General features: G+C 45.0%; 41 protein-coding genes and 2 tRNA genes. 4 read left to right on the top strand and 39 right to left on the bottom strand.

Features of this window, described 5'->3' with window-relative positions; all coding sequences use genetic code 11:
- Positions 1–16: 16 nt before the first annotated feature.
- From EV213_RS11335 to EV213_RS11230, 26 genes are all read right to left on the bottom strand, one after another.
- Positions 17–223 carry a hypothetical protein gene (locus EV213_RS11335; RefSeq protein ID WP_133580647.1) on the bottom strand — a complete coding sequence of 69 codons (207 nt, stop codon included), beginning with the start codon at positions 221–223 and terminating at the stop codon, positions 17–19.
- A 16-nt stretch (positions 224–239) separates the two neighbouring features.
- A complete protein-coding gene (locus EV213_RS21210) occupies positions 240–368 on the bottom strand; it encodes a hypothetical protein (RefSeq protein ID WP_279512762.1) in 129 nt (42 codons plus the stop codon).
- A complete protein-coding gene (locus tag EV213_RS11330) occupies positions 355–861 on the bottom strand; it encodes a YopX family protein (RefSeq protein WP_133580646.1) in 507 nt (168 codons plus the stop codon). The genes EV213_RS21210 and EV213_RS11330 overlap by 14 nt, the downstream gene beginning before the upstream one ends.
- Entirely contained in the window at positions 854–1,039 is a 186-nt protein-coding gene (locus EV213_RS11325; protein ID WP_133580645.1) for a hypothetical protein, read from the bottom strand. The genes EV213_RS11330 and EV213_RS11325 overlap by 8 nt, the downstream gene beginning before the upstream one ends.
- Positions 1,036–1,218 carry a hypothetical protein gene (locus tag EV213_RS11320; protein WP_133580644.1) on the bottom strand — a complete coding sequence of 61 codons (183 nt, stop codon included), beginning with the start codon at positions 1,216–1,218 and terminating at the stop codon, positions 1,036–1,038. The genes EV213_RS11325 and EV213_RS11320 overlap by 4 nt, the downstream gene beginning before the upstream one ends.
- A gap of 81 nt (positions 1,219–1,299) precedes the next feature.
- The gene (locus EV213_RS11315) at positions 1,300–1,509 is read right to left on the bottom strand and encodes a hypothetical protein (protein WP_133580643.1); all 210 of its coding nucleotides are present in this window, start codon (positions 1,507–1,509) and stop codon (positions 1,300–1,302) included.
- Positions 1,499–1,813 carry a hypothetical protein gene (locus tag EV213_RS11310; protein WP_133580642.1) on the bottom strand — a complete coding sequence of 105 codons (315 nt, stop codon included), beginning with the start codon at positions 1,811–1,813 and terminating at the stop codon, positions 1,499–1,501. Before EV213_RS11310 ends, EV213_RS11315 begins: the two co-directional genes overlap by 11 nt.
- Entirely contained in the window at positions 1,813–2,088 is a 276-nt protein-coding gene (locus EV213_RS11305; protein WP_133580641.1) for a hypothetical protein, read from the bottom strand. Before EV213_RS11305 ends, EV213_RS11310 begins: the two co-directional genes overlap by 1 nt.
- Positions 2,081–2,482 (bottom strand): hypothetical protein, encoded by a 402-nt coding sequence (locus EV213_RS11300; RefSeq protein WP_133580640.1) that lies wholly within the window; start codon positions 2,480–2,482, stop codon positions 2,081–2,083. The genes EV213_RS11305 and EV213_RS11300 overlap by 8 nt, the downstream gene beginning before the upstream one ends.
- Entirely contained in the window at positions 2,479–2,865 is a 387-nt protein-coding gene (locus EV213_RS21335; protein ID WP_424923046.1) for a deoxycytidylate deaminase, read from the bottom strand. Before EV213_RS21335 ends, EV213_RS11300 begins: the two co-directional genes overlap by 4 nt.
- Positions 2,866–2,888: 23 nt before the next feature.
- Complete coding sequence (locus EV213_RS11290; RefSeq protein ID WP_133580638.1) at positions 2,889–3,227, bottom strand: nucleoside triphosphate pyrophosphohydrolase family protein; 339 nt, start codon at positions 3,225–3,227, stop codon at positions 2,889–2,891.
- Positions 3,224–4,186 carry a coiled-coil domain-containing protein gene (locus EV213_RS11285; protein WP_133580637.1) on the bottom strand — a complete coding sequence of 321 codons (963 nt, stop codon included), beginning with the start codon at positions 4,184–4,186 and terminating at the stop codon, positions 3,224–3,226. Before EV213_RS11285 ends, EV213_RS11290 begins: the two co-directional genes overlap by 4 nt.
- A gap of 115 nt (positions 4,187–4,301) precedes the next feature.
- Positions 4,302–4,979 (bottom strand): sigma-70 family RNA polymerase sigma factor, encoded by a 678-nt coding sequence (locus EV213_RS11280; protein ID WP_133580636.1) that lies wholly within the window; start codon positions 4,977–4,979, stop codon positions 4,302–4,304.
- A 6-nt stretch (positions 4,980–4,985) separates the two neighbouring features.
- Positions 4,986–5,156: a hypothetical protein gene (locus EV213_RS20745; protein WP_166639268.1), complete on the bottom strand. Its 171-nt coding sequence runs from the start codon at positions 5,154–5,156 to the stop codon at positions 4,986–4,988.
- A gap of 11 nt (positions 5,157–5,167) precedes the next feature.
- Complete coding sequence (locus EV213_RS11275; protein WP_133580635.1) at positions 5,168–7,126, bottom strand: DNA polymerase; 1,959 nt, start codon at positions 7,124–7,126, stop codon at positions 5,168–5,170.
- A 54-nt stretch (positions 7,127–7,180) separates the two neighbouring features.
- Positions 7,181–7,723, bottom strand: coding sequence for a DUF2815 family protein (locus EV213_RS11270; RefSeq protein WP_133580634.1), 543 nt, complete (start codon positions 7,721–7,723; stop codon positions 7,181–7,183).
- 22 nt (positions 7,724–7,745) lie between these two features.
- Positions 7,746–8,930 (bottom strand): DUF2800 domain-containing protein, encoded by a 1,185-nt coding sequence (locus tag EV213_RS11265; protein WP_133580633.1) that lies wholly within the window; start codon positions 8,928–8,930, stop codon positions 7,746–7,748.
- Positions 8,927–9,517 carry a hypothetical protein gene (locus tag EV213_RS11260; protein WP_133580632.1) on the bottom strand — a complete coding sequence of 197 codons (591 nt, stop codon included), beginning with the start codon at positions 9,515–9,517 and terminating at the stop codon, positions 8,927–8,929. Before EV213_RS11260 ends, EV213_RS11265 begins: the two co-directional genes overlap by 4 nt.
- Positions 9,510–9,749 (bottom strand): hypothetical protein, encoded by a 240-nt coding sequence (locus EV213_RS11255; RefSeq protein WP_133580631.1) that lies wholly within the window; start codon positions 9,747–9,749, stop codon positions 9,510–9,512. Before EV213_RS11255 ends, EV213_RS11260 begins: the two co-directional genes overlap by 8 nt.
- Before the next feature lie 16 nt (positions 9,750–9,765).
- Complete coding sequence (locus EV213_RS11250) at positions 9,766–9,978, bottom strand: hypothetical protein (protein ID WP_133580630.1); 213 nt, start codon at positions 9,976–9,978, stop codon at positions 9,766–9,768.
- Positions 9,975–10,178 carry a hypothetical protein gene (locus EV213_RS11245; RefSeq protein WP_133580629.1) on the bottom strand — a complete coding sequence of 68 codons (204 nt, stop codon included), beginning with the start codon at positions 10,176–10,178 and terminating at the stop codon, positions 9,975–9,977. Before EV213_RS11245 ends, EV213_RS11250 begins: the two co-directional genes overlap by 4 nt.
- Positions 10,175–10,396: an Acb2/Tad1 domain-containing protein gene (locus EV213_RS11240; RefSeq protein WP_133580628.1), complete on the bottom strand. Its 222-nt coding sequence runs from the start codon at positions 10,394–10,396 to the stop codon at positions 10,175–10,177. Before EV213_RS11240 ends, EV213_RS11245 begins: the two co-directional genes overlap by 4 nt.
- Before the next feature lie 11 nt (positions 10,397–10,407).
- On the bottom strand, positions 10,408–10,563 hold the full coding sequence (locus EV213_RS20740; protein WP_166639267.1) for a DUF6906 family protein: 156 nt from the start codon (positions 10,561–10,563) through the stop codon (positions 10,408–10,410).
- A 192-nt stretch (positions 10,564–10,755) separates the two neighbouring features.
- Positions 10,756–10,917, bottom strand: a complete 162-nt coding sequence (locus EV213_RS20735) for a hypothetical protein (protein WP_166639266.1) — start codon at positions 10,915–10,917, stop codon at positions 10,756–10,758.
- 6 nt (positions 10,918–10,923) lie between these two features.
- Positions 10,924–11,250 (bottom strand): DUF771 domain-containing protein, encoded by a 327-nt coding sequence (locus tag EV213_RS11235; RefSeq protein WP_133580627.1) that lies wholly within the window; start codon positions 11,248–11,250, stop codon positions 10,924–10,926.
- Entirely contained in the window at positions 11,228–11,473 is a 246-nt protein-coding gene (locus tag EV213_RS11230; protein WP_133580626.1) for a helix-turn-helix domain-containing protein, read from the bottom strand. The genes EV213_RS11235 and EV213_RS11230 overlap by 23 nt, the downstream gene beginning before the upstream one ends.
- Before the next feature lie 197 nt (positions 11,474–11,670).
- Between EV213_RS11230 and EV213_RS11225 the strand changes: the two genes are divergently transcribed.
- Genes EV213_RS11225 through EV213_RS11215 form a run of 3 tightly spaced genes read left to right on the top strand, consistent with a single transcriptional unit; the run spans position 11,671 to position 13,665 of the window.
- Complete coding sequence (locus tag EV213_RS11225) at positions 11,671–12,123, top strand: helix-turn-helix domain-containing protein (RefSeq protein WP_243740070.1); 453 nt, start codon at positions 11,671–11,673, stop codon at positions 12,121–12,123.
- Between the two features lie 13 nt (positions 12,124–12,136).
- On the top strand, positions 12,137–12,553 hold the full coding sequence (locus EV213_RS11220; protein WP_133580625.1) for an ImmA/IrrE family metallo-endopeptidase: 417 nt from the start codon (positions 12,137–12,139) through the stop codon (positions 12,551–12,553).
- The gene (locus EV213_RS11215) at positions 12,553–13,665 is read left to right on the top strand and encodes a site-specific integrase (RefSeq protein ID WP_133580624.1); all 1,113 of its coding nucleotides are present in this window, start codon (positions 12,553–12,555) and stop codon (positions 13,663–13,665) included. The genes EV213_RS11220 and EV213_RS11215 overlap by 1 nt, the downstream gene beginning before the upstream one ends.
- A 144-nt stretch (positions 13,666–13,809) precedes the next feature.
- Here EV213_RS11215 and EV213_RS11210 read toward each other — a convergent pair.
- The 12 genes from EV213_RS11210 to EV213_RS11155 all read right to left on the bottom strand — a co-directional run bounded on the left by EV213_RS11210 (position 13,810) and on the right by EV213_RS11155 (position 22,766).
- A tRNA-Arg gene (locus tag EV213_RS11210) sits at positions 13,810–13,883 on the bottom strand.
- 4 nt (positions 13,884–13,887) lie between these two features.
- Positions 13,888–13,958 (bottom strand) — tRNA-Gly (locus EV213_RS11205).
- Positions 13,959–14,011: 53 nt separating this feature from the next.
- On the bottom strand, positions 14,012–14,536 hold the full coding sequence (locus tag EV213_RS11200; protein WP_133580623.1) for a metallophosphoesterase family protein: 525 nt from the start codon (positions 14,534–14,536) through the stop codon (positions 14,012–14,014).
- 18 nt (positions 14,537–14,554) lie between these two features.
- Positions 14,555–15,151 carry an XTP/dITP diphosphatase gene (locus tag EV213_RS11195; RefSeq protein ID WP_133580622.1) on the bottom strand — a complete coding sequence of 199 codons (597 nt, stop codon included), beginning with the start codon at positions 15,149–15,151 and terminating at the stop codon, positions 14,555–14,557.
- Positions 15,148–15,885, bottom strand: coding sequence for a ribonuclease PH (rph, locus tag EV213_RS11190; protein WP_133580621.1), 738 nt, complete (start codon positions 15,883–15,885; stop codon positions 15,148–15,150). The genes EV213_RS11195 and rph overlap by 4 nt, the downstream gene beginning before the upstream one ends.
- A 254-nt stretch (positions 15,886–16,139) precedes the next feature.
- On the bottom strand, positions 16,140–17,195 hold the full coding sequence (locus EV213_RS11185) for a GerMN domain-containing protein (RefSeq protein WP_133580620.1): 1,056 nt from the start codon (positions 17,193–17,195) through the stop codon (positions 16,140–16,142).
- A 191-nt stretch (positions 17,196–17,386) separates the two neighbouring features.
- Positions 17,387–18,199, bottom strand: a complete 813-nt coding sequence (gene racE / locus EV213_RS11180; RefSeq protein WP_133580619.1) for a glutamate racemase — start codon at positions 18,197–18,199, stop codon at positions 17,387–17,389.
- A gap of 118 nt (positions 18,200–18,317) precedes the next feature.
- Positions 18,318–18,719 carry a MarR family winged helix-turn-helix transcriptional regulator gene (locus tag EV213_RS11175; protein WP_133580692.1) on the bottom strand — a complete coding sequence of 134 codons (402 nt, stop codon included), beginning with the start codon at positions 18,717–18,719 and terminating at the stop codon, positions 18,318–18,320.
- Between the two features lie 212 nt (positions 18,720–18,931).
- Positions 18,932–19,156 carry a helix-turn-helix domain-containing protein gene (locus tag EV213_RS11170; protein WP_133580618.1) on the bottom strand — a complete coding sequence of 75 codons (225 nt, stop codon included), beginning with the start codon at positions 19,154–19,156 and terminating at the stop codon, positions 18,932–18,934.
- Positions 19,157–19,606: 450 nt separating this feature from the next.
- Entirely contained in the window at positions 19,607–20,356 is a 750-nt protein-coding gene (gene sdhB / locus EV213_RS11165; RefSeq protein ID WP_133580617.1) for a succinate dehydrogenase iron-sulfur subunit, read from the bottom strand.
- Positions 20,353–22,122, bottom strand: coding sequence for a succinate dehydrogenase flavoprotein subunit (sdhA, locus tag EV213_RS11160; protein ID WP_133580616.1), 1,770 nt, complete (start codon positions 22,120–22,122; stop codon positions 20,353–20,355). The genes sdhB and sdhA overlap by 4 nt, the downstream gene beginning before the upstream one ends.
- A 29-nt stretch (positions 22,123–22,151) precedes the next feature.
- Positions 22,152–22,766: a succinate dehydrogenase cytochrome b558 subunit gene (locus EV213_RS11155; RefSeq protein WP_133580615.1), complete on the bottom strand. Its 615-nt coding sequence runs from the start codon at positions 22,764–22,766 to the stop codon at positions 22,152–22,154.
- A gap of 231 nt (positions 22,767–22,997) precedes the next feature.
- Between EV213_RS11155 and EV213_RS11150 the strand changes: the two genes are divergently transcribed.
- On the top strand, positions 22,998–23,438 hold the full coding sequence (locus EV213_RS11150) for a DUF2507 domain-containing protein (RefSeq protein ID WP_133580614.1): 441 nt from the start codon (positions 22,998–23,000) through the stop codon (positions 23,436–23,438).
- Here the strand turns inward: EV213_RS11150 and uvrC are convergent.
- Positions 23,435–25,222, bottom strand: a complete 1,788-nt coding sequence (gene uvrC, locus EV213_RS11145) for an excinuclease ABC subunit UvrC (protein ID WP_133580613.1) — start codon at positions 25,220–25,222, stop codon at positions 23,435–23,437. The genes EV213_RS11150 and uvrC overlap by 4 nt on opposite strands.
- Positions 25,223–25,412: the final 190 nt, after the last annotated feature.

Below are 25,412 nucleotides of genomic sequence, written 5' to 3'. Positions count from 1 at the left end.
CCTACTTTCTAACCTTTTATTTCATCTCGTCCTCTTCATACTCATCATCGTAGCTTTCTACATGCTCAACGCTGTCGTCATCACCAAGGAACTCTTCATCTATGAAATACACCTCTCCTTTGGGATAGACTTTGATACAATCTGTGCAATACTTCTTATCATCGATCGCATAATGCTCTGTTTCCGGGGGCAATTCATCTCCACAATTGCGACACTCGCGCACGTAAACACCTCCTCATTTACTTGACAATCGTCCAACCTTGACGCAATTTGTTGCCTATCTCACGCTGCAACAGTGGCTCATAGATATGCACTGCATAGCCGTCTTCGTATCGCTTGAGCAAGATCCATTTTCTACGCTTTGCCACTATTGACCAGCTCCGAATTCTCATAGATGTTTCCGATAACCTTTACCTCGTCGAAGCGAAGAATAGAGGTCTCTAATTCATAATCAGATAGAATCCGGCAACCATCTTCGTCTTCAGCATCCGGTTCAATAGCACGAGCATAGACCCCGTAGCAATCGGTTGGCGCATACTCACCGCCGCTCCCATCTTGTTTGTAATGCCCTATGCACACCTCGACGTTAATTTTATAAAGCCAGAATTTCGTGGCTTCCAGAACGTCACCGACGTAAATTTCTTGTCCGCTCTTATCTATCAAGCCTGTATACTGCATCAGTACTCTTTGATCAGATATATCTTCAAAAAACGTTTCTGTCCCCCTATAACCTCTGCTGTTTTCGGTTTTCTCAACTACTTTGCCGTCGCAGGTGATGAACTCATCGCTCCACATGTGATCGCCAGTCGGGTTCATGATGTTGTACTTTTTATCCCACGCTCGGAATTTAATCTCACGCATCCCGACCACCTGCCCACTGGTGCAAATCCTCAAGCTCTTCAACCCGTGCCGTCAATTGATCAAACACCTTGTATAAGATAACAACCGGATCAAGAGACTCAGTCATTGCCTCGGCGTACAAAGCTGGTTGCTCTGTGCCGACGTATTCGTGTAGGTCGTGCAATTGGTCTTTTGTCATTGTTCGCCGCCCTCCTCAATGCGTTCGCCTATCTCATCAGCGCATGCTCTGTTTAATGCGCTTGCAAGTATTCTCATCCGATGCAATTCTGAAATGGAGAATGGTTTTCTAAGTTGTAAATCGTCAGCATCTTCGTACGCTACTCTTGTCAACTGCTTAAATGTCTCCTCAATTGTCATCTTGACCAACCTCCCTTAGCATGTATCGCAACACTAACGAGACAAGACACTGCGGCAGCAGCCCAATAGATCAAGTGGTATTCAATCGGCATCTTTATCATCTACTCCTTTGATGTTGAACAAGATACCAACGTACGAAAACGAGGAAGCGAACAACCCATAAACCATTAAGAGTCTATTGAAATTACTGGCTCCCTCTGTGAAATAGAGAACCGTATGGTGAAAGAGGACGAACACAGACAGACCGAACGTAAGGCAATACAACAGCAATCGGTTCGTCTTATTCTTCATCTCGAGACGCCTCCTTTATTAAGTGGTACCAATCCACATTAATGTTGCAAGGCTGAACCTCGGAATAAAAAGGGACGGCTTCATATCCTAGCTGTTTTAGCGTATCGACAGCGACAGGGATTAGATTCTTGTCATCGCTTGAAACGTCGTAGGTCACATCAGTTTCTCGCCTCGAAGCAGCCTGTGCGACCAGCATATAGATATCAGCTAGGATGTTTGCTGCATTAGCAGATTGATAACGTTCAACGGCTTCTTTGGCACTAAGGGGTACATCTGGCGTGGCATAGCTCCATTTTTCTCCCATCACTCAGCATCCTCCTTTGGCAGCAAGTGCGCCCAGCTGATCTTAAATTTAGTGGCGTCATAATTAGCGGAAGTCTTTACCTTATATCCAGCCTCTTTCAAGTTTTCTTCAATATAATCTACGAACGATAGGTATTCGTCATCCACGTTGATCGTCGTTTTAGATTGTTTTAACTGCGCTGTCCTAGTGATGGCTTTATAAATTTCACCTAGCAATTCTTCGCATCCGGCATTGGCATACAGCTCTAACGCCTGTTCAGCTGTGATTCTATTCATTTACAGCACTCTCCCTTTTATATACTGGATGGTCTTTTGGAAGCTTTCTCGGTTCAAATCGCCATTTTTTAGCGTCGTGCCCTATCTTTTTGTGCAGCATTCGCTTAGCGGCCGTCTTAGAGTTAGCGACAATATTAAACTGCCATTCCTTTTTCCAAGCGTTCCAGATGCCAAAGTACATTTTTGGTTTTTCCTGCGTCAATACACTCTCATTTTCTGTATACACGGGATGGTCTGTTGGCAACTCCCTTGCTTCGTATCGCGAATCATGACCGGCGAAACCTATCCTGCTATGCAACAATCCTTTAGCATCAAACCTCGTACTGGCGATAATGTTAAATTGCCACTTTTTCTTGTGAGAGTTCCAGATGCCGTAATATTTCTTCTGCGTCATCTGAGCACACTCTCCTCATACTTAATAATCTCCATACCGTCCGCAAAATTGTTACTGTACGCATGCGGATACTCATGTTTGTAATAGATTTTACGGACACCTGCAGCACGTAGATGCTTGAGACAGTCGGGGCAGGGGTAGTGCGTGACGTATAAAGTGGCGTCGTAGGTCGACTGCCCCAACCTAGCACAAGTGATCAATGCATCCATCTCCGCATGGAGGGTACTCCTACAGTGCCCTTCAACCTCACAACCTTTGACACTCTCGCAGCCTGTCGCGCTGTTCCAACCACCTACAAAGTAGCCATCAGATTTTATTAACACGCACCCGACTTGTAGTTTCTTACAGGTGCTGTACTTTGCATTCCTTTCAGCTGCCGTCATTAAATAATCGATTTCGTTGTACATCAATCCCCACCATCCTGACGACCTCGTGACGCCTCCTCGCTGAACCCATCAGGGTAACGCTTAGCGAGTTTAGTAATGTTCTGGGTCGCTACCTGCTCGAGTGTCAAGCCGTGCATCGTTGCTAGACCTGCGACGTAATGCAAGACGTCTCCAAGCTCATAAGCCAAGGCAGAGGGATCTAATCTATGCCCATGAAACAGTTGTTTCTTGAGCAGGTCTGTAACTTCGCCAGCCTCACCTGACAGCCCCATTGCGTAGTTGCTTACTCTTTCCACCTGGCTGAGGTGCTCCCCGGGTAGTGTCCGTTTCGATAGGTTTTGATAATCGTTCAGCTTCATTTGCTCACCTCAAGCTCGTGACCTAGTATTCTGCGGTAGTCCTTGACCTTTGCATTGAGAGTAAGTACTCGGTCGGATAATTCAGAGCAAGTCTGTCGGGCCTTTCTGTATTCTTCTGCCAAAGCAGCGTTTGATGTTTTCAATTTCTCGTATTTCTCTTTCAATTCGTCATAATGCCCTTTTAACGCGGCATCAGCGGTGTACGCTTGGGACTCGCCCTCGACAGCGACAAGTGCCTCCTCAGCGGCTTGCAGATTATCCTCGATCTGCTCTTTTTGTTTATGCAGCCTGTTGCACTCCATCACTTTCTCGCCAAATTTGTCTTTTAACGCCGCGTTTTGATCACGAACCTTTTCAAGATTGGTATCCGATTCGACTAGGTCAGCCTGTGTTTTCTTTAAATCTTTTATCGCTTTGTCAAGTGCGGCCTGTTGATTGCCCGTTCGGTTTTCAAGCTTGCGAATCTCGTTTTCATAATCCTCGATCCGTTTCTTTTGCCCTTCATTCTCTTTGCGCAATCGATCGTTTTTGTCCTCAAGATCTTGGATGCGCTCACTTTTATCATCCAACTTGATTTTCAAGTTTGCGTTGGCAGTCTCCAACACGTCGAGTGTTTTTGATAGAGGAGTATCAGACGCCTCTTTTGCTTCTGGCGCACTAACATTTTTTTCTTTAAATGACTCACTAACTTCCTGCACTTTGCTAGACAAATGCTCACTGTTTCCACTCATCTTTTTCTCCTCCTTGGCTTGCTGGCGTGCCTTTTTATCTTGCACCCAGCCCTCTTTTTTCCACCGATCCTTATACATAGCGACCCACGTGTATCCGCGGTCAAATTTTGCGTTAATGTCTTGGTCTGTCAGCCCTTGCCCTTTTAACTCTTCATACTGCTCAATTGTCAGACCTGGTCCTTTCGATCTTCTCTTTCTTTTCTTCACCTTTGGCGCTGGCTCTGGCATAAGGTCAACTCCTCTCTCCAGCACACCCCAATCTCGCAGGATCGGGATGAAATCTATTAAATACATACCAAGCTCTTTGCAAATTTTGTAATCACGTTCACCGTTAGCTTTCTTATCAAGGTACATTTGGAGGGTTATAATGACGCACACCTCGCTCTACAAATGTGGCATATTTCCTGCGCGCACGGCGCATGGCGTTGTGAGGTGCTTGCCGAGTCAGTCCCATGATCTGTGCAATCTCTGTATAGGACTTGCCCTCGCCTTTAAGTTTTAGGACCCTCTGGTGATCAGGCGACAAAGTGTTGATAAACTCTTGTATCTCGACAGCCGTATAATCGTCCATAGTTGGCAGTACATTATGCAGTGTCAGTCCGTCATCCTTGCCGATCTCTTTGTCAGCACTCACATATGTGTGAGACATATAGGCAAATGCCGCCTCGACCGCCTCAGTTGACAGATTGATGTCTTTTGCGATATCCCCCGGCTTGCGATCTTGCCAATCGTTTTTACGGATGTGCGCCACAGCCCTTGTAAAACCAGACGTATATTTGACTGGGCGGTTGCCTTTGTCTAAAGCGCTAAGCATGTAGCCTCGGACGTAAGGCACGGCAAATGTCGTAAATGTAAACCCTCTCGACTCGTCAAAGTTTTGGCATGCTCGGATAAGACCGATAAACCCCTCTTGAAGGATCTCTTCCTTGCCAAGACCTGCAACGATTGCAGCCTTTTCGTACTTGAGTGCCTGTTGGTGGACTAATCCTGCGTGTTCGTGTACTGCGATTTCCGCGTCCACATCAACTCACTCCTTTTTCTTTTCAAATAAATTGACCGCAGGTTGTGGATGGTCGACTAGTTTAAGAGGTTCAAACAGCCGTGTTGTCATTTGTAAAACAAAATTTTGTTCATCTGTTAATACCACTGGATACAATTGGTCATCTTTGAGATACATCAATACAGCTCCGTCTTTCATATAAAACCCTCCTAATCTTTCATATAGAATTCCGTTTCAAAAGCATCTGCTGCTAACGGCAAGCCCTCTGCCCAATCGAGTGGCTCGCTCATAATTTCTACGATCTTGTCTAGGGCGTCCGTGTCGCTCTTTTCGACTTCCTCAACCACTTCATCGTGTACGTGCATGACGGTGCGGTATCCAGCCTTATGGAGCTTTATCATAGATTCGGCTAGGACGTCCCTTGCCGTTGCTTGCACAATGTTCTCCACCCATTTACCACCGTAAGCGTCAATACGAGTCCATCGGTTTTTGTCATCTAAGCCGAAATGGGCAACGGCTTCTCTACCGAATTTGTTTTCAACAACGTGCGGTTTGGCGTAGGCTAAACTACGACCGCTCGGAAGATCAATGAACAGGAAGCCTCTTTCCTTCCGAAACGTTAACCCATGTGTCTGTGCCACCTGATTGTCCCTTACAGCTGATAGTGCTGCGGCATCACATGCATACCAGAACTTTACAATGTTTGGGTTGGCGGCTCTCCAGGCGTTCACAAGAGGCTTAAGCTCTGACTCTTCCATGCCTTCATCCAAAGCACCCATCTGGATTAGTGCGCCTGGACCACCTTGGTAGCCCAACGCCAACTCTGCGACTTTGCCTCGCTGTCTTAAGTCAGAGCCTTTAACAATCTGTTCAATCGGCACTTTAAACATAGCGCTTGCGGATGCCTCGTAGATCTTGCCATGTGTGTTAAAGACCTCAAGGCGCCACGTCTCGTTTGCGAACCATGCGATGACTCTCGCCTCGATTGCGCTAAAGTCAGAGACAACAAACTTACAGCCTGGTCGAGGGATAAAACTGGTGCGGACGAGCTGACTTAAGATGTTTTGCTTGCTCTCGTTAAAGATCAAGTCGAGACTGTCAAAATCTTGTGATCGCATGATACTCCTCGCTTCACCGATCCTAGCTAAGCTCATCTCGTTTTTTGTGAGGTTTTGCACCTGTACGCCTCGACCTGCCCACCGTCCTGTTTTGGACGCACCGTAAAACTGTAGGAGTCCTCTTACTCTGCCGTCATCGCACACCATGTCTTGCATCTTGCTGTATTTTTTAACGCTTGTTTTGGACAACTCTTGCCTGAGTTTTAACGCCTCATGAATGGGCCCTTGTTTGTAGCTCTCAAGAAACACCTCGACCGTATCGGCTTTTAGGTTAGGCATATCTGCGCCTTGCTCTATGAGCCACCCAAGCAATTGTGTAGGGCTGTTGGGATTGTCGAGACCTGTTAACAGCTCAGCCTCATGCATGGATTGTTTCTTGCTCTCGGCATCGCATACCACAGCGCCTTGCATAAAACTCATATCCACTCTTACACCTACGTCGTTGATCTCTTGATCTAGCGCCCACAGCTCTTGTTCAAACGGTAAAACTGGGAAGCTTGTCACTTTGTTTCTTATCGCTCGTTCCGTTTCAACGTCCTGCACACAGTAATCTAAAAACTGTTGCCACTTCTCTGGATCGTGCTCAGGTAGGTTTCTTGTGCGCTGACCGTTCGCTTTTGAGGCTTTGCACGGTTTAGCAAAGTAGTTGATCAATGCCGTCCCTGCGGTATCCTTTTGTTCGTCGAGCTTAAGCACCTCTGCCACCTTTCCAAGCGCAGCTGGCAAGCCTAGTCTTGTGCAGTCCACCATCGTACAGCGCCATTGTTCGGGCGGCATCGGTTTACCAAAGAAGTTAGCTAGACAAGTGCGTTCAAAGTTTGCATTGTGCGCCGTTTTGGTGATAGTCGGATCGATTAAATCGCTAAACAGCATCTCAGCATCATCAATAGAATCCTCATCATGTAAGTCCATAATCTGAACAGTGTTTTCATCGTAAGCGTAAGCAATCATCAAGATTTCAAAGCTCTCATGTTCTGCGTACCTGTAAACTCCAACGTCTTTCAAATTCAGCTCACAATACGTTTCTATATCAATAGATAGGGTTGTCATCCAGTCACCTCACTTATAAAGAAAAGGGGACCAGTAGCGATCCCCATATTTGCCTTACAGCAAGTCATCCTCTTCCGTTTCCAACTCGTCGAAGTCGTCCTCAGCGCTTGATCGACCGCCAAGAAACTCGCCATCCTCCCACTTCTGAATGTTGTTTAGTCCTGCGGCAATCCCTTTATTACCCTCCGTGTTGAAGGCAAAGAAGTTTACTGATGCCCGAACGAAGCATCCACTGTAGACAACAGTACTGTCTGTCACCTTGATTTTGTTTTGATCAACAACTCCGGGTGCCTGTTTGCTTGTAGCGTTAATGAAATAGCTGTCTGCGTATGCCTCATCGTCGTCACGATCCACGTCTCCATCACGTAGAGGTGTCTTGAGGCTCTTCGGTACCTTACCGCCAAGCTTTCCTTTGCCTTCTTCCGCAGCCTGGGCAATGGCGTCCTCGATTAGCTTTATCATCTTGGTGTCAGATTTAGGAATAATGAGCGAGATTGAATACTTTTCTTCTCCTTTTTCGTTGGCTTTCGGCTCAAAGATGTGGACATAGCTTGCACGTACTTTACCTGTGATTACTTTTGTTCCGTCGCGTTTCATATAGAAAAACTCCCTTGTATGTTTAGTTGGTTGGAATCTCGTCAAACTCGCTCATTGCGCTCTCTGCTCCTAGTGCAGGTCGCTTGTCGCTCTCAGGCACCAAAGTAGGTTTGCCTGGAGGCTTCGTCACCAGTTCACCGATCAGCTCTGTGACCGTCTTCTTCCCGATTGCCTTCTCCAGCTTTGAGATTGGAAGAAGCTTTGTCTCTGATACTTTGCCAGCCTCGTATTCGTTCGCCTTGAGGACGCTTAGAATCTCATCTTCATCCGTGTACTTCCGACGGCTCACACCCTCAACAACTTTCCACCCGTCAAACTGTTGCCCTTTTTGAGCCTGGTCGAGTGCGTAGTCTTGCACGTCCTTTGCCCACTTCTGTAGCCCATCGGCTTGAAACAGAATCTCTGCAACCTCATCTGGTTTAAGAAGATTTGGATCGGTGAGCTTCTTGGCGATTCCCAGATACTTCTCGGATCTAGGACGGCAGGTATGTTTGACCTTGCAAAAGCGGCAATGATCCCCTGCATCAAACTCACCATCGCCGTCCCATGCAATTTGCGCACGAGGCTTGACGTACTCTGTGCCCCACTTGACGAGATCCTCTACCTTCATTGCTTCTGTTGATACGTTGTTGAGTCGTGGTTGGACAATAGTCATGTATACCTCTTCGACATCCTCTACTAGATCAAAGATGGCCAGAGCACCAAGCGCATAAAGTCGTAACTGCGGATTGTCCTCAGCTGACACCTCAATGCCTTTGCCAGCTTTTAGGTCGATGATCTCAAGCACACCTGCGTTGTAGATGATCACATCGCCAGTGCCAAAGCTTTCAGGCACGTACTCACTGAGGTCTAACTTCTCCTCGAACATGTAGGTTGGCGGTGTGTCCGCACGAGCCTTTGCGTCGTTCACGTGCTCTTCGACGATGCTTACATAGTCGTCAACAAGATCCTGTATTTCCTCGTTGTAAAACTCGTTCTGCTTCATCTTCTTAAGTCGTGAGTTAAAGGTGCGTTTCGTCATGCCCTGGTACAAGTGAGCAAAATACAGCTCCGACAGCTCATGTGCAAACGTGCCTTCCCTGGCATAGTCGCTCGTTTCATCCTTGATGCCTTTTTCCATGGATGGGGAGGCGGTGCATTTTAGCCATCGGTGCGCGCCACTTGCTGACAATAAGGCGTGAGCTCGTTCCGCATGGTTTACCGTCATGCAGAGTGCTCCTCAATAAATGCCATGTACTCGTCATAGTCAGCCACTTCGAGAGCACTCACCTTTGGCACATCCTTCTCATCCAGAAAGCCTTTCAGCAGCTTCTTGTTTTCGGAGTTGCCTTGAATGAACTCTCGCGTCTTGCTTGTGATCGTATCCAGGCTGTACTTGCTTTTTGCCTCTTCCTTTTCCTCAGCAGGTTCTGCTTTCTCTTCTTCCTGCTTCTCTTCTTTTGGTTCAGTTTTTTTGTTCGTCTTGCTCTCTTTCTTTGTTTCAGGTGCGTCTTGCTGTAAGGCGGCGGTGAACTTGGACAGAGCATCTATGAGTTCCGGCGTTGCGGATATTTTTATTTCAATCACTGTTTTTTCCTCCTCGTTTTGTGGTACAATTGGTGCAACTGGTAAATATCCTTTCAAAGCGACCTCTGCAAAGGTGGCTTTTTTTTGTGCAAGCATGGCTTGTAGGAGCGCTACATACTCTTGCACCTGCTCAATCTCTTGCTTATCTAACTGGTCAGCTACAGCGTTCCAGTCTGAGGCGCCAAGGCTGATTAGTACAGCGTCCATGACATCTTGAAGGTCATTCATACTTCTCTAGCTTCGTTTCAAGCTCATTTACATCTCTTTGCAAAATTTCTATCACATCTTCCTTAGCTCTCAACATTCCACGCGATTTCAAAGCTTCGTTCGCTAAAGCAACTAAGTGATTCCAAGCAGCTTCTGACGGTAGCAACCGCATGTATCCTTCATAATTGGTTGCATAATTAAGCGTTGCTTGTTCTTTTTTGGCTCTTAATATTTCTAGCCCTCGATCACTCATGTATCCCCACCTCCTCTCAATTAAAGTCCCTCGCATCAGCCACAACTCGGTACATCTGCATAACTTGTGGATGCTTTTGCTCGTATGTCGGTTTAGACAACATCGGTATCCGATGCACTGCCATCATGTCGTCCATGATTTGACTCAAAGATAATGTGCGTGTTGGCTCTGGCTGTTTGTCAGCTCGTTGGTAGCGTTGTGTCCAGTGGTACATCTGTCCTGTTGTCATTCTGTTTCCTCCTTTTTCGCCCGTGGATCAAAACCAAGCATCGCGGTCATGAGATCGCATGCATCTTGCCAGCCTTGTGCGTGACCCTTGTTCATTTCTTGGTTGTACTTCTGGTCTTTTCTTTCCTCAGCGGACTCTCTTCCTGTTCCTCTGCACTCTTCAATCTTTTTCAGCATTTCTTGCTTGGCTTGTTCGTTCATTTGGTGTCCTCACTTTCTTCACGAGAGATTGCAGCCAGTGCCCAAAACCATGCTTCCTCCAATTTGGTGAGTGCCAGAGCCTTCTCTCGGCTGTTAGGTGCGTTGTCGTCGATCACGTGAGCCACGTTTTTAATCTCCACCTTAACGTCCATCGCGCGCGCTGCTTGTTCTGGCGACACGGATCTTATGTTGAACGCTTTTTCAATTTGTTCTTTCATTTTGTAGCCTCCTATGGTTTTGGAATGTGTTTAACTTCATCCGTCAACCGATGCCTCAACGTCAACATGTCGCCGTCCCGTTTGCTTACGAGCCAGTTGTCAGGGTTGATGCTGTAGGACGTCAGGTGCTTCTTTTCTTTGAGTGTTAATCTTGTTCCGTGTTTCATAGATAACCCTCCACAAATTCCAAATCAGAGTCACCTAGCCAAACTAGTTCATTACCCTCGCTTGACTTAACCATGACAAAAACCTTATCGCCTTCCTCGTTCGTGCGGAGGACTCTTCCAGCGGTGCCGATTGGCACAATATGACTACCGTTTAAACTTCTGTTGCTAACAACTTTCACATGGTCGCCAGTTTTATATGCCAGCATCCTTCACCCCTCCATCCAAATAGATTTGCCAATACTTATCACGCTGTTTGGCTGCATGGTCTGCAATCTTTTTAAATCCTCGCTTGCCCCAAATGTCCTCGACTTCCAAAAACATGACGACGTTTTTTAAAGCTTGTTGTTGTGTCACTGAGCTTCACCTCCTTCCAAATATCTCACCAAAGTTCTTATCTAAAAATGAGGCCATCTCAACAGCTTGGAAGCTCCACGTTTGCCCTTTGCTTTGTGGGTAGTACACGAAGCCGCCGTTCTCACTATCCAGAATCTTGCGAAACCTCGAAGGAAAAAGAATGTTCTCTTTTATCCACTCCGACTTCCTGCGAATCCTCTGTTCCAGGTCCTTCATATTCCAATAGACACCTGTTAACTCTTGTTTCTCCAATTTCTCCAATTCAACTTTACTGACCATAACTAGATCAGTCGGAATCGGAATGTTTATTTCAGCTCTGAGCAGTTGCGACATTTCGTTCCACCTCCTCGCTCTGTACCTTTTCGGTAGCAAACAAGTATTCAATACTGCACTCTGGGAAAAAATGATGCTTGATCGTGTGTGCCTCATCGTAGTAAAAACGATACTTCCCGTTAACCTTGTCGCTGACAGTTGCCAAACGTACGCCGAGGAGCTTAGATACGTTTTCCATCGTCACGCCATTTCTCGCCATTTCAGCTCTTAGATTTTTGTGCATGGTAATCACCTCCTGATGCCATGAACGCAATTTCGTTCACTTCATGTTACGACTATAAACGCAATTTCGTTCACTGTCAACAGAAAAAAGTAAAATAAAAACGCATTTTCGTCTAAAACCTATTTACATACGAAATTTCGTAAGGTAATATGTAGGAGACGACGAAATTCCGTTCATTCAAAAAGGAGATATGAAGCGTGGATAAGAGAGCGAAAATATTAGAGGAAATGATTGAAGAACAAGGGTATAGCAAAAAAGCTTTTGCAGAGATGGTTGGTATCCCACCAACTACTTTAAGGTCCATGCTTCAGAGAGGAGTGGGAAAAGCATCTGTAGATAATGTAATTAAAGTTTGCAGAGCTTTAGGAATAACAACAGAGGAACTTGAAGCAGAAGCTAGTTCGGGGCAGGTTCCAAATGTAGAAGGTAACGTAGAGCTTACATCAAAAGATGAGCGCGACATTCAAAAAGAGTTACAGAGCATAATTGATGGATTGAACATTCAAAATGGATATGCTGCGTTTGACGGACAGTCTATCGAGGAAATGGATGAGGATGACAAGGAGCTTCTTATTAATTCCTTAGAACAATCACTTCGTATAGCAAAGAGGATGGCAAAACAAAAATTCACCCCTAAAAAATATAAGTAGTGGGAGTGATTCGGTGAAAGTTAAAAAAGGGGCTCAAGATTTGATTGACAGGTTTGGGACAAGCTGCCCTTTCAGACTTGCTGAGGAACTGGGGATTTGTGTAGTTTTCGAAGACCTCGGCAACATTCTAGGGTACTATAGCAAGCATTTTAGAATTCAAATTATACACATCAACGAAAATACATATGAACAGCAAAAGAAATTTATCTGCGCACACGAGTTAGGGCATGCTGTTTTACACCCTCACTCGAATACATCTTTTTTGAAAAGACAAACATACTATTCGACAGACAAAATTGAATCGGAGGCAAACGCCTTCGCTGTCGATCTTTTGTTTGCGAAAGAATCTGGCGACACCATAATGGTTAGAGAGATGATAGAAGATTATAAAATACCGAAGCATGTCCTAAATGAAAGGGGATACAAGTGATGGCAAGCTTTCAAAGGAGAGGAAAAACGTGGCAGTACACAATCAGCCACAAACCTAAGCCGATTCGAAAAGGAGGTTTCCGGACTAAGAAAGAAGCTCAGGCAGCTGCACACGAAGTGGAGTCACAACTACGGAGTGGGATCTCGGTACATGCGATAGAAGATATATCCTTTGCACAATATTTTAATGATTGGGTAAGCGTTTATAAAAGCCACACTCGCAAGAACACATATGAACGCTACCAAACTTCGTGCCGTACCATAAAAAAGCACTTTGGATCTAAGCCGATTCAGAAAATAACTAAAGTTGAATATCAAAAATTTCTGAACAAGTACGCAAAAGGTGACGAACAAGAACGCTCAAAAGCCACAGTGCGAAAAATAAATACTCACATAAGAGCCTGTGTAAAAGATGCGATCGACGAAGGGATAATCAAGATAGATTTTACAAGAAGTGCGGTGCTCGGAGGAAAGAAAGAAAAACGAGGTGACGAAAAGCATCTGCACTATGATGACAGCAAACGGCTCGCGACTGAAATAATCAAACGGTTAGATAAAAGTATCTCCTATTACATCATGCTAATTGCTCTGGTTTCTGGTTGTAGGTATGCAGAGATCGTCGGATTGACTCGAAAAGATTTTGATTTTGAGAAAGGTACAATAAGCATTAATAAAACATGGGGTTATAAGAAGGAAATGCACGAAGGGTTTGGGCCCACCAAAAATGAACAATCGGTTCGTACAATTGCGATTGATGGGAACACAATGAAAATATTCAAGGGGTTGTTTGAGAATATCCCAGAGAACATTCACAAATTAGTTTTTTACAGTAGGTCTTCCCAGTACAAAGTGGTAGCCAATAACACTGTAAATAAAACGCTACGCGCACTTCTTGAGGAGTTAAGCATTCCCAACATTAGTGTACACGGCTTGAGACATACCCATGCTAGCGTTTTGCTCTATTCGGGTGTTTCGATATACTTTGTTTCCGAACGACTCGGACACGGCGATTTAGAGACTACAATGAACACATACGCGCATCTGGTCAAAGAGCTCCGACAGAAAGATGAGGAGAAGACAACCGAAGTATTCTCTGAGTGGGTCGCAAGCTAATGTGTAAAAAATGTGTAAAACGAAAAAAAATCTTATCGTTTCCTATCGACTCTCCGCAAAAATAAAAGCACCCTAAAATGCTTATACAGCAATGTTTTAAGGCGCTTCCTCATGTTCTTATCTTGACTCTCAAAAACTAAATGACGTCCCAGGAGAGATTCGAACTCCCGACCGTCGGCTTAGAAGGCCGATGCTCTATCCAGCTGAGCTACTGGGACAAAAAGCGGGTGATGGGAATCGAACCCACGACATCAGCTTGGAAGGCTGAGGTTTTACCACTAAACTACACCCGCATGTCACTCGTTCAATGCGACAATATTTATTTTAACGAATATGTTGGCTATAGTCAACGTTTTTTTGATGGAATGGACCAATTTTCTTTGAAAACGAGTTTCCCTGTATTGAATTCAAGAAATGAAATCTCCACAGCATTGTCTTTTCGCTCTAACAGGGCGTACGTCGCTTCCACTCGTTGCCTAGGCAATCGGACAGATCCCGGGTTCAGAACTAAAATCCCTTCATTCTCATAAGCCTCAGCAATATGAGAATGCCCGTGCATGACAATGTCGGCGTCAGCACGTTTTGCGCTTTGAACGATTTGGTCAGAGGAGCCTTTGACGCCATGTAGATGTCCATGGGATACGTAAATCCGAAGACCTTCCCATGAATGCGTAACAACTTCCGGAAATGAACCGATGTCACAATTTCCTTTAACAGTGACCATCCCCTCCAACTCGTCCGCTTTTGGGCTGAGCTCGGAGTCACCGCAATGAATTATCGCTTCAATGTCTTTCGAATGACGGTCCCAAAGCAGATCCAACTCGACATCAAACCCATGGCTGTCACTTAACACAAGAAGCTTGTTTGGCATGTTGTGTTCCCTCCAATCTTATCGCTGTGCCCAGAACGCCGCAAGCTTTTGTAAGGCAAGGGCACGGTGGCTCAGCTTGTTTTTTTCGTCTGGTTGTAACTCTGCGGTTGTTTTTTCACGATCTGGGAGATAAAACAAAGGATCATAGCCAAAGCCGTTCGTCCCCTGTTCTTCCTCAGCAATCACACCTCGAAGCTCTCCGCGGAAGAACTGCGTCGCCTCTCCTGGCACGCATAGCGCAAGCACACAAACGAAGACGGCTCCACGTTGTGTTTCTCCTTGAAGTGCTGTGAGCAGCTTCTGGTTGTTCGCTTGATCGTTTTTCTCAAGTCCAGCATAACGCGCCGAATAAACCCCAGGCGCTCCATCAAGGGCATCCACAGCAAGACCGGAATCATCGGCAACGGCTGGTAATCCCGTCGCCTTCATCACCGCTTCTGCTTTGATTTCTGCATTTTCCTCAAAGGTAACGCCCGTTTCTTCAATATCCTCATTAAAGTTCACATCAGCTAACGATAAAACTTTGATCGGTGTGTTTGCGAAAAGCGCTGCAAATTCCTTGATTTTGCCTTGATTCTGTGTGGCTATAACGATTTTTCTTTCATTGGTCTTCACACTAACAAATCCTTTGCATGGGCTAACGCTTCTTGCTGGAGGTCAATAAGCTCATTAATGCCTTTTTCACCATAATGAAGCATTGCCTGAAGCTCATGACTCGTGAAAGTAGATTCTTCACCAGACCCCTGTAGCTCGACAAATTCGCCTGCTCCTGTCATGACGATGTTCATATCAACATTCGCGTCCGCGTCTTCAATATAATTCAAGTCCAATACGGCTTCGTTTTCAGACGTTATTCCAACGGAAACAGCAGCAAGCCAATCTTTAATCGGGAAACTCGAAAACGGCTTTTGTTTATGAACCGTAGCTATCGCGTCTGTCATCGCAACAAACGCGCCGGTAATTGCTGCTGTACGTGTTCCGCCATCCGCCTGAATAACATCACAGTCGATCCAAATAGTCCGCTCTCCAAGCGCTTTTAAATCAACAACAGCTCGTAAAGCTCGACCAATTAAACGCTGAATTTCCATCGTCCGCCCAGCGACTTTTCCTTTAGACGATTCGCGAATATTTCGTCGCTCCGTCGCCCGAGGCAACATCGCATATTCTGCGGTGACCCACCCCTTGCCGCTCCCTCTAAGAAATGGCGGCACCTTGTCTTCTACTGAAGCTGTACAGATGACCTTCGTATCTCCAAATGAAATCAATACCGATCCTTCTGCGTGTTTAATGTAATTCGTTTCTATGTATACCGGACGAAGCTCATCATCCTGTCTGCCATCATGTCTCAATCTTTCGGTCGCCTCCATGTCTCTTCTACTTCGAGATTTACTGTAAGTATACGATACTTTAAGATCGTTTCCAAAGCATCCGTCCCATATGCTTCTGTTAAAAACTGAGCATTAGAGAGTTTCACCATTTTAATCGTTCGTTGCCTTTTGGTCAAGGTATCGTGTAGATGTTGCTGTTGCACTTGTACCCTTTAGGGTGCAACGAGAAAAACAGACATGAATGCCAATCCATTCACATCTGTTTTTGGGATGGGTTAAAACTTTCCTTGGTTGGTCACTGCTGGGCGACTGACGACTTCTTCGACAACTAGGTCGCCTTCTTCAGACGAATTCACATCCACACTGACTTGCTTCACATCGCCGACCTCGGTCAAAGACAACACGAGTGGTTCAAGCACTTGATTGGATAGACCAGGTTGTTCATTGCCACTCAGGACTGCCGCAGTGAACTGTAAGTAGACAGTGCCTGCGTCGATTTCTGGATTCGCTGTTAATTCGGTATCTGGATGAAAGCCTGTAAGCAAAGAGGTCTCAAAGCCTGGCCCCTTTACAAGCTCTTCTACAATGGTTTGCGCTGTCTCTTCTTCCGTCTCCAAGCGATCGCTATCAACCCGTTTAGTCACAGGTACGTAGTAAGACGTTTTGTCATGCTGCGCAACGTAGTAAACTGTAACTGGCTCTGAGCTGCGAATGTCCGTGACATCTGATGACTGTATGTTAATGCCCATCTCTCTTGTGACGCCGCCATGAATCGGCTCATGATTGACTGGCATGACATCCTGTTCAAAGCCATTAATCCAAATATTCACCTTGTCAATTGTGTCAAATTGCGTTAGTGTCCACGTGATCGCTTCAAGAATCTGGCGTTCACTTTCAGGTGCATACGATGCAAACTCATTTGAGAAATCAACTACGGCTGTACCGTCTTCACGAATGTCGACCCCGTTAATGACCGTTCCTTGTGGCAACACTGCCTGAAAACCATTTGGCAATAACTCTGTTACAGGACCACCTGTGACCATGTATTCTAACGCTTGCTTTGCCACTTCATCTGTTGCTGGGAGTGGCAGTGTTTGGGGAACGACATAGCCATTGGCGTCTAGCAAATACACCTCACGAACATCAGGTGTGTTCGCTCCTTCCTCTCCAGAACCCTCACCATCAGACGGTTGTTTCTCAATTGTCATCTCTGGTGGAGGGTCAATCTGTTTTGCAGTTTCCTTTTCTCCTTGGAACATACAACCGGCCAATACAGTTGCAAACAAACAGAACAGAATGGCCATAAGACCGTGTCTTCGATGCGCGCGCATACATTTCCTCCTCAAAATAGGTTGTACTAAAATGTATACGAGCCTATTGCGTCGGATATTCCATCCTTTCACGAAGAAAACATAGAGATCTTTTCTAAATGCTACTTAACGACTGGTGATTCAGGTTCCCTTAAGATAAAAACACCTGAATCGCCACTAGAGCGTCAAGTGTTTTATATCTAAAATTCCTTTCATGAAGACTCATCCTCTAAACGTGCATAAGATACGTGAATCTCTTTTTCAAGCCAACGCTCTGCCATTTGCTTAAAGAGAGATGGTTGTCCCGTCGTATAGAAATGAGGCGTCGGGCTTAAGGTTGGAGAACTTTCAATCTGTTGGTAATGAAGGATTGTACTCGCTTCTCTAGCGGTTTCTTCTCCAGAGGAGATTAAGATCACATTTTCGCCTACGGCTTTCTGTATAAGGACTGTAAGCATTGGATAATGCGTACAGCCTAAAATTAAGGCATCGACCTCCTGTGATTGAAAGGTCGTTCCAAGCACAGCAGAGACGACTGCCTGATTGTCCTCACCAGACGTCCGCCCTTGTTCTGCCAAAGGAACAAAAGCAGGGCACGGGAGGCTTGTCACCTTAATGGATGTATCGATACTAAACAGCGCTTTTTCATACGCTTGACTGTTGATCGTTCCAATGGTCCCAATAACACCTATGCGTTTGTTTTTCGTCTTTTTCACTGCCGCTCTTGCCCCTGGATGAACAACTCCTAGAACAGGAATAGGCAACATCCTTTTTAAACTCTCAAGCATAACTGCCGTTGCCGTGTTGCAAGCAACAATAAGCATTTTCAGCTTATGCTTCTCCAACAAAAAGTCCACCATTTCTTGGGTGAACTGGCGAACTTCTTGAGTGTCACGTGGTCCATAAGGACATCTTGCAGTATCTCCTAAATAAACGATCGGCTCATGTGGCAACTGCCGCATAACCTCTTTCACAACCGTTAAGCCCCCGATGCCTGAATCAATAATTCCAATAGCTCTTTCCAAAAGTTGTTCCCCATTTTTTATTTATTCGTTCAGTTGACCTGCTTATGCTTACGGGAAGCACTGTGATTATGAAACCATATAATTTAATCTCTCATGCTGTCGCACGCACATGACGCTTTCATTTGAGCGCTTTAGCCCTCGTTCGATCCGCGGCCATGCTGTCGTCAAGCTTCTCAAGTACTTTAGCAATGAACGGAATATCCGCTTCTTCAAATCCATTAAGAATATCAGCAAGATACGCTTGTCTCTTTTCAATGACTTCGGTAATCACCCGCATACCTTCATCCATAATATGAATTCGAACAACTCTGCGGTCATTTTCATCTCGTACACGACGCACAAGATCATTTTTTTCAAGTCGATCGACTAAATCCGTCGTTGTACTACACGCCAGATATAGTTTATGTGACAATTCCCCGATCGTCAAATCCCCTTTTTCCTTTAGCCATTGCAATGCCTGGAATTGAGGTGGGGTAATTGGATAATTTGTAAGTATTTCTCTGCCCTTCTGTTTTAGCATCCCAGAGATGGATCGCAGTGACCGTTCAATTTGGTTCACTGAAGTTATTGTTGTCAACGCCTGACCTCCTCCGTACTTTCTACCTATTTTGGATGGTTTTCTAGAAAATATCAAGCGTTACCTTTCTCATATGTGTTCGCAGACTCATTCTTTTTTTGTCGACACCTTTTTATGTACACCGGCTCCTCCTAAGAAGCCGGCCACTTTCATGCCTATAGTGTTAATTCGCCCATCCGTAGCAGCTCAACAACAGCCTGAGAACGTCCTTTGACCCCAAGTTTCTGCATTGCATTAGAAATATGGTTTCGTACGGTTTTTTCGCTGATAAACAATTCGCCAGCGATTTCCCTCGTAGTTTTGTCTTGAACCAATAGCTCAAAGACTTCTCGTTCTCTTTTTGTTAGCAACGGCTTCGGTTGATAATCTTTATCTCTCAATCATCTGATACCTCCTTGCCGTAAAATCAACTGTGACGCAACAAGGGAAAACGATCTATCACCATAAAGTATGTCGGCACAGAGGAACCTGTGACTTCTTTACACCGGGTTTTAAAACATAAGATCATCTTTCTTGCTTTACCCGGTTAATGTAATTGCTTAGCGTAAGAAAATCGCTCTCACCAAACACAACATTTCGTTCGATAGAAAACCGATGTGCTTCATTCTGTTTTACAGCCGCAATCCGTTCATCATGCATCCTCAAGCAGTCTTTCCCTAAGAACTTTCACACGCCGATCATTCGATCACTTACGTCCGTTCTTCATGGCAAACCTACATATAGACGTCATTAAACCGAAGTCGCTTTAAAGGCTCTTTCTTGCTTATGCAGAACAACGAAAAAAAGTGCTCATCGACAATTGTATCGACGAGCACTTTTTTATTCATTTGTTATTGTCCAAAAAAGCTTTTAAAGGATTGAATGTTCGTTTGGCGGTTCATTGACGCAATGGACGTTGTTAAAGGAATCCCTTTAGGGCAAGCCTCTACGCAGTTTTGTGAATTTCCGCAATTGCTTATACCGCCATCACCCATCAAGGCTTCTAGACGTTCTTCTTTGTTCATCTCACCGGTTGGATGAGCATTAAACAAGCGCACTTGCGAGATGGCAGCTGGTCCAATAAAGTTTGATTTACTGTTGACGTTAGGACAAGCCTCTAAACAGACACCACACGTCATACATTTTGAAAGCTCGTACGCCCACTGACGACGTCGTTCCGGCATTCTTGGACCTGGTCCAAGATCGTACGTGCCGTCAATTGGAATCCATGCCTTCACCTTTTTCAAGGAATCAAACATGCGGCTACGATCAATCATTAAATCTCGTACCACAGGAAAGGTGGTCATCGGCTTGAGTCGGATCGGCTGTTCAAATTGATCAATGAGCGCCGTACAAGACTGTCTTGGGGAGCCATTGATGACCATTGAACAAGCTCCACACACCTCTTCCAGACAGTTCATATCCCACTGAACTGGGGTTGTCCGTTGCCCGCTTTTACTGACCGGGTTCCGACGGATTTCCATTAAGGCGGAGATAATGTTCATGTTCTCACGGTAGGGAATTGAAAATTCCTCATCATACGGCTCAGCATTTGGGTTTTCCTGCCGAGTGATGATCAGGTGAATGACCTTTTCACTCATGATGATGCAGCCCCTTTCTTAGACTGAGAGTAGTCACGTTTACGAGGCGGAATGAGAGACGTATCCACTTCCTCATACGTAAACTCTGGCGATTGCGTTACTGGATTGAACATTGCTTTTGTTGTTTTTAAGAATTCCTCATCATTACGGTCTGGGAATTCAGGCTTGTAGTGGGCACCACGACTTTCATTACGATTGTATGCCCCGATCGTAATGACGCGCGCCAAGTGAAGCATGTTTTTCAATTGACGAATAAACATCGCACCTGAGTTGCTCCATTTTGACGTATCGTTGACATTGATTCGGCTATAGCGTTCGATGAGCTCTTGAATCTTTTCATCAGTTTTCAATAGCTTATCGTTATGTCGTACAACCGTTACGTTATCCGTCATCCACTCGCCCAGCTCTTTATGAAGGACATAGGCGTTTTCGTCGCCGTCCATTTTTAAAATATCTTCAAACTGATCCTTTTCCTGCTGAACATGTTCATCAAATAGAGAATCAGGCAAGTCTTGTGCAAGTGCATCAAGGCCTTTTACATAACTTACTGCGTTTGGCCCAGCCACCATTCCACCGAAAATGGAAGAAAGCAATGAATTGGCCCCAAGACGGTTCGCCCCGTGTTGGCTATAATCACATTCACCTGCTGCAAAAAGCCCAGGAATGTTACTCATTTGATCGTCATCCACCCAAAGACCACCCATTGAATAGTGAACAGCTGGGAAGATTTTCATAGGGACTTTACGTGGATCATCGCCCATGAATTTTTCGTAAATCTCAATAATCGCCCCAAGCTTAACATCGAGCTCGTGCGAATCTTTATGAGACAAATCAAGGTACACCATGTTTTCTCCATTGATACCAAGCTTTTGACTAACACATACGTCAAAGATTTCACGTGTCGCAATATCACGAGGCACTAGATTTCCGTACGCTGGGTATTTTTCCTCGAGGAAATACCATGGTTTTCCATCTTTATACGTCCAAACACGGCCACCTTCACCACGTGCTGACTCACTCATCAAACGCAACTTGTCATCTCCAGGAATTGCTGTCGGATGAATTTGAATAAATTCGCCATTGGCATATGCAGCGCCTTGCTGATATACAGCTGCCGCAGCCGACCCTGTGTTGATCATAGAGTTCGTCGACTTACCGAAAATGATCCCAGGACCACCTGTTGCCAAAATGACAGCATCTGCACGGAAATGCTTGATTTCCATTGACGTAAGCTCTTGAACAATTAAGCCGCGAGATCGACCATCTTGATCTTTAATGAGTGATAGGAACTCCCATCCTTCATACTTTGTGACTAAGCCCGCGACTTCATATCGACGGACCTGCTCGTCCAATGCATACAGAAGCTGCTGTCCTGTAGAAGCACCCGCATAAGCCGTTCGATGATGCTGTGTGCCGCCGAAGCGACGAAAGTCTAATAAGCCTTCTGGAGTTCGGTTGAACATGACACCCATCCGGTCCATAAGGTGAATAATGCCTGGCGCTGCGTCACACATTGCTTTGACAGGCTTTTGGTTGGCTAGGAAATCGCCACCATAAATCGTATCATCAAAATGCACATAGGGAGAGTCTCCTTCTCCTTTTGTGTTGACCGCGCCGTTAATGCCTCCTTGGGCACATACAGAATGCGAGCGCTTTACCGGAACGATTGAAAAAAGATCTACAGGGATCCCTGCTTCTGCTATTTTAATAACGGCCATTAAGCCAGCGAGCCCACCGCCAACAACCGCAATTTTTCCTTGACTCATTGAAGTCCACTCCTTACGTTTTTGCTAGGTTACACGATAAAAGCGAGAATGCTTCGAACGCCGATAAACGATAACACAAGAAAGATAATGATGGAAACGTACGATGCAATTCGCTGGGCTCTCGGCGTAACTGTAATCCCCCAGGTGACAGCAAATGACCAAAGACCATTCGCAAAGTGGAACGTCGTTGAAATGACACCAATGATATAAAACCAGATCATGAAATTGCTTTCAAAAATAGTTGCCATCATATCAAAATTGACTGGCACATCAAAAAATTGTGCGGCTAGGCGTGTTTCCCACACATGCCAAGCGACAAAAATGAGCGTGATCACGCCTGTGATTCGTTGCAGCATAAACATCCAGTTTCTGAAATATCCAAACCGGCTCACATTGTTTTTCGCTGTAAAAGCAATATATAGACCATAAATTGCGTGAAAAAGCAGCGGAAGAAAGATAATGAAGATCTCCAATGCGTAACGAAAAGGTAAACTTTCCATAAAGTGTGCGGCCGTGTTAAATGCTTCAGGACCTCTCGTCGCAAAATTGTTGACGACTAAATGCTGAATTAAAAACAGGCCTACCGGAATGACTCCCAATAATGAATGCAGCCGGCGATTGATGTACTCCGAATTAGCTGCCATAAAGCTCCTTAACCCCCTTATACTTGTGCAATATGTCTTGATGAAATTTTCACATGACTAGTATCGCGTCTATTGAATTGTGAGGAAAAAACCATTTCAATATGTGAAAAACTTCGCTATAATGTGACATGTTCATTTTACTCCCATGCGAACGGAAGGTCAAGGAAGCGAAAACCCTTTCATGAGGAAAAACACCAACTAACGTTAGATCAAGGTTTCGGAGGCTTATTCATGTCAAATCAATCGCAAGACGAAAAAAATGAAAACGATGTCCAAGTGACAGCGACCCCTTTTTCAATTCGGCTTTTACGTCAGGAACTTCTTCCAGAATTACTTGGAGAACAACAACAAATGGTCCTTTACTACAGTGGCAAACGGTTAGCTCGTAAATTTCCTTTAGAGACGCTAGACGAGTGTCCGGTTTTCTTTCATAAAGCGGAATGGGGTCAGCTTCGTTTAATCAAACAGAAAAAAAGCCAGCTTATCTTTGAACTCTCCAACTCTTTATTGCTCGAGAAAAAAAATCATTCCCCACAAGCCCTTTTTTCCCTTGAAGCCGGATTTTTGGCCGAAACGGTAGCGTCCATCATGAATGGAGAAGCTGAAGCGACTGTGGGTGAAGCCACCCGTGATGGGATCGTCCCAATCACGGTGGAATGGTACGCGTTTTAGCTGTCTTTCTCTACGGTCTCTGCTTCTTGGAAATGGGCAAGCAATGCGGTGGCGGCATCCTTTGGCAGCCCCGCCGTGGTCAGCTCCTCGAAGCTGGCCATTTTTAGTTGCTTGACACTTCCAAAATGCTTCAGAAGCATTTTCTTACGCTTTTCACCAACCCCTTTTACACCATCCAATGACGATTGAAACGCATTTTTGCCACGAAGCTGTCGATGAAAGGAAATGGCAAATCGATGCACCTCGTCTTGAATTCTTTGCAGTAAATAAAACGCTTGAGAATTCCGCTCAAGTGGGATAATCATCGCTGGCTCTCCAAAGAGCATATCCGCCGTTTTATGCTTTTTATCCTTCGCTAAACCACAAATAGGGATAGACAAATCCAATTCATTTTCAAGGACTTCCTTCGCTGCGCTCATATGCCCTTTGCCCCCATCAATGACAATAAGGTCTGGCAGTCTCCCACCTTCTCGCAGAATCCTTGTGTATCTTCGACGTATGACTTCTTGCATGGAAGCATAGTCGTCTGGTCCTTTCACCGTCTTGATCTTGTATTTTCGATAATCTTTTTTGTTCGGCTTTCCATCTTCAAACACAATCATGGCGGATACCGCATCTGTGCCGTGAATATTGGAGTTGTCAAAAGCCTCAATCCGTTCTGGATAGGGAATTTGAAGCGTTTGGCCAATTTGTTCTACAGCTCGAATTGTACGCTCTTCGTCGCGCTCAATTAATTTAAATTTTTCCTGTAAGGCAAGCTGGGCATTTTTTAGTGCAAGATCAAGCAACTCTTTTTTCTTGCCCCGTTTCGGCTGTACTGTCTTCACTTCGAGCAAACGTTCCGCAATAGCCGCGTCAGTCCCCTCAGGCAACCAGATTTCTTTCGGTTTGATATGATGGCTTTTCGTATAAAACTGCCCTAAAAACGTCATAAAGTCCTCTTCTGGTTCTGCGTAAAACGGGAACATGCTTACATCGCGTTCAATCAACTTGCCATGACGGACGAAAAAGACCTGCACACACATCCAACCCTTATCAAAGGCATAGTGAAAAATATCTTTTGTCGTCATGTCGTTTGTCATCATTTGCTGCTTTTCCATGACAGCCGTAATATGTTGCATTTGATCTCGGAATTCCTTCGCTCGTTCAAATTCAAGCTTTGCTGCAGCACTCTCCATCTTTTGCTGCAGTTGCCCTTTAATGTCATGAAAGCCGCCATTTAGAAAATGGGTGATGTCCTGAACAATATCCTGCGTCTTTTCCTTGGCTACTTGGTATACACAAGGAGCTAAACATTGCCCTATATGGTAATACAAGCACACTTTATCAGGGAGCTTGTCACATTTCCGAAGTGGGTACAAACGATCTAAAAGCTTTTTGGTTTCTGTTGCGGCATACGCATTTGGATAAGGTCCGAAATATTTGCCGCCGTCTCTTTTGACATTTCTTGTGATCAACAAGCGCGGGTACTTTTCTTTTGTAATTTTTATAAATGGATAGCTTTTGTCATCCTTTAGCATGACATTGTATTTTGGATCGTATTTTTTGATCAGGTTCATTTCGAGAAGCAAAGCTTCAAATTCAGACGATGTGACAATGTATTCAAAATCGGTAATGTTTTGTACAAGCCGAAGCGTTTTGCCATCGTGGGAACCAGTAAAATACGAGCGTACTCGGTTTCGTAAATTTTTAGCTTTCCCTACGTAGATCACTTGATTGTGCTGATTTTTCATAAGATAACATCCTGGCTGCGCAGGCAAAATCTGTAGTTTTTCTTTTAACACGGGATATCCTCCTTTCTTTCATCATGTAACACCATTATTTGTTTTTGATATAATAAAACCGACCGGAATACGGTCGGTTTTCAAGTGAAAACAATGCTAAATAGACTATAACATTGACATATCCAGGCTAGATGAAAACGCTTGGCTTTCGAGGCGCAAAGCCTTGGGAGGCGCGGAGTTGCCTCAAAGG

The sequence above is a fragment of the Aureibacillus halotolerans genome, from assembly GCF_004363045.1.
GTDB classification, from domain to species: domain Bacteria; phylum Bacillota; class Bacilli; order Bacillales; family DSM-28697; genus Aureibacillus; species Aureibacillus halotolerans.
The sequence above is the reverse complement of the archived record's forward strand: the minus strand, read 5'-3'. Positions and strand labels throughout refer to the sequence as shown.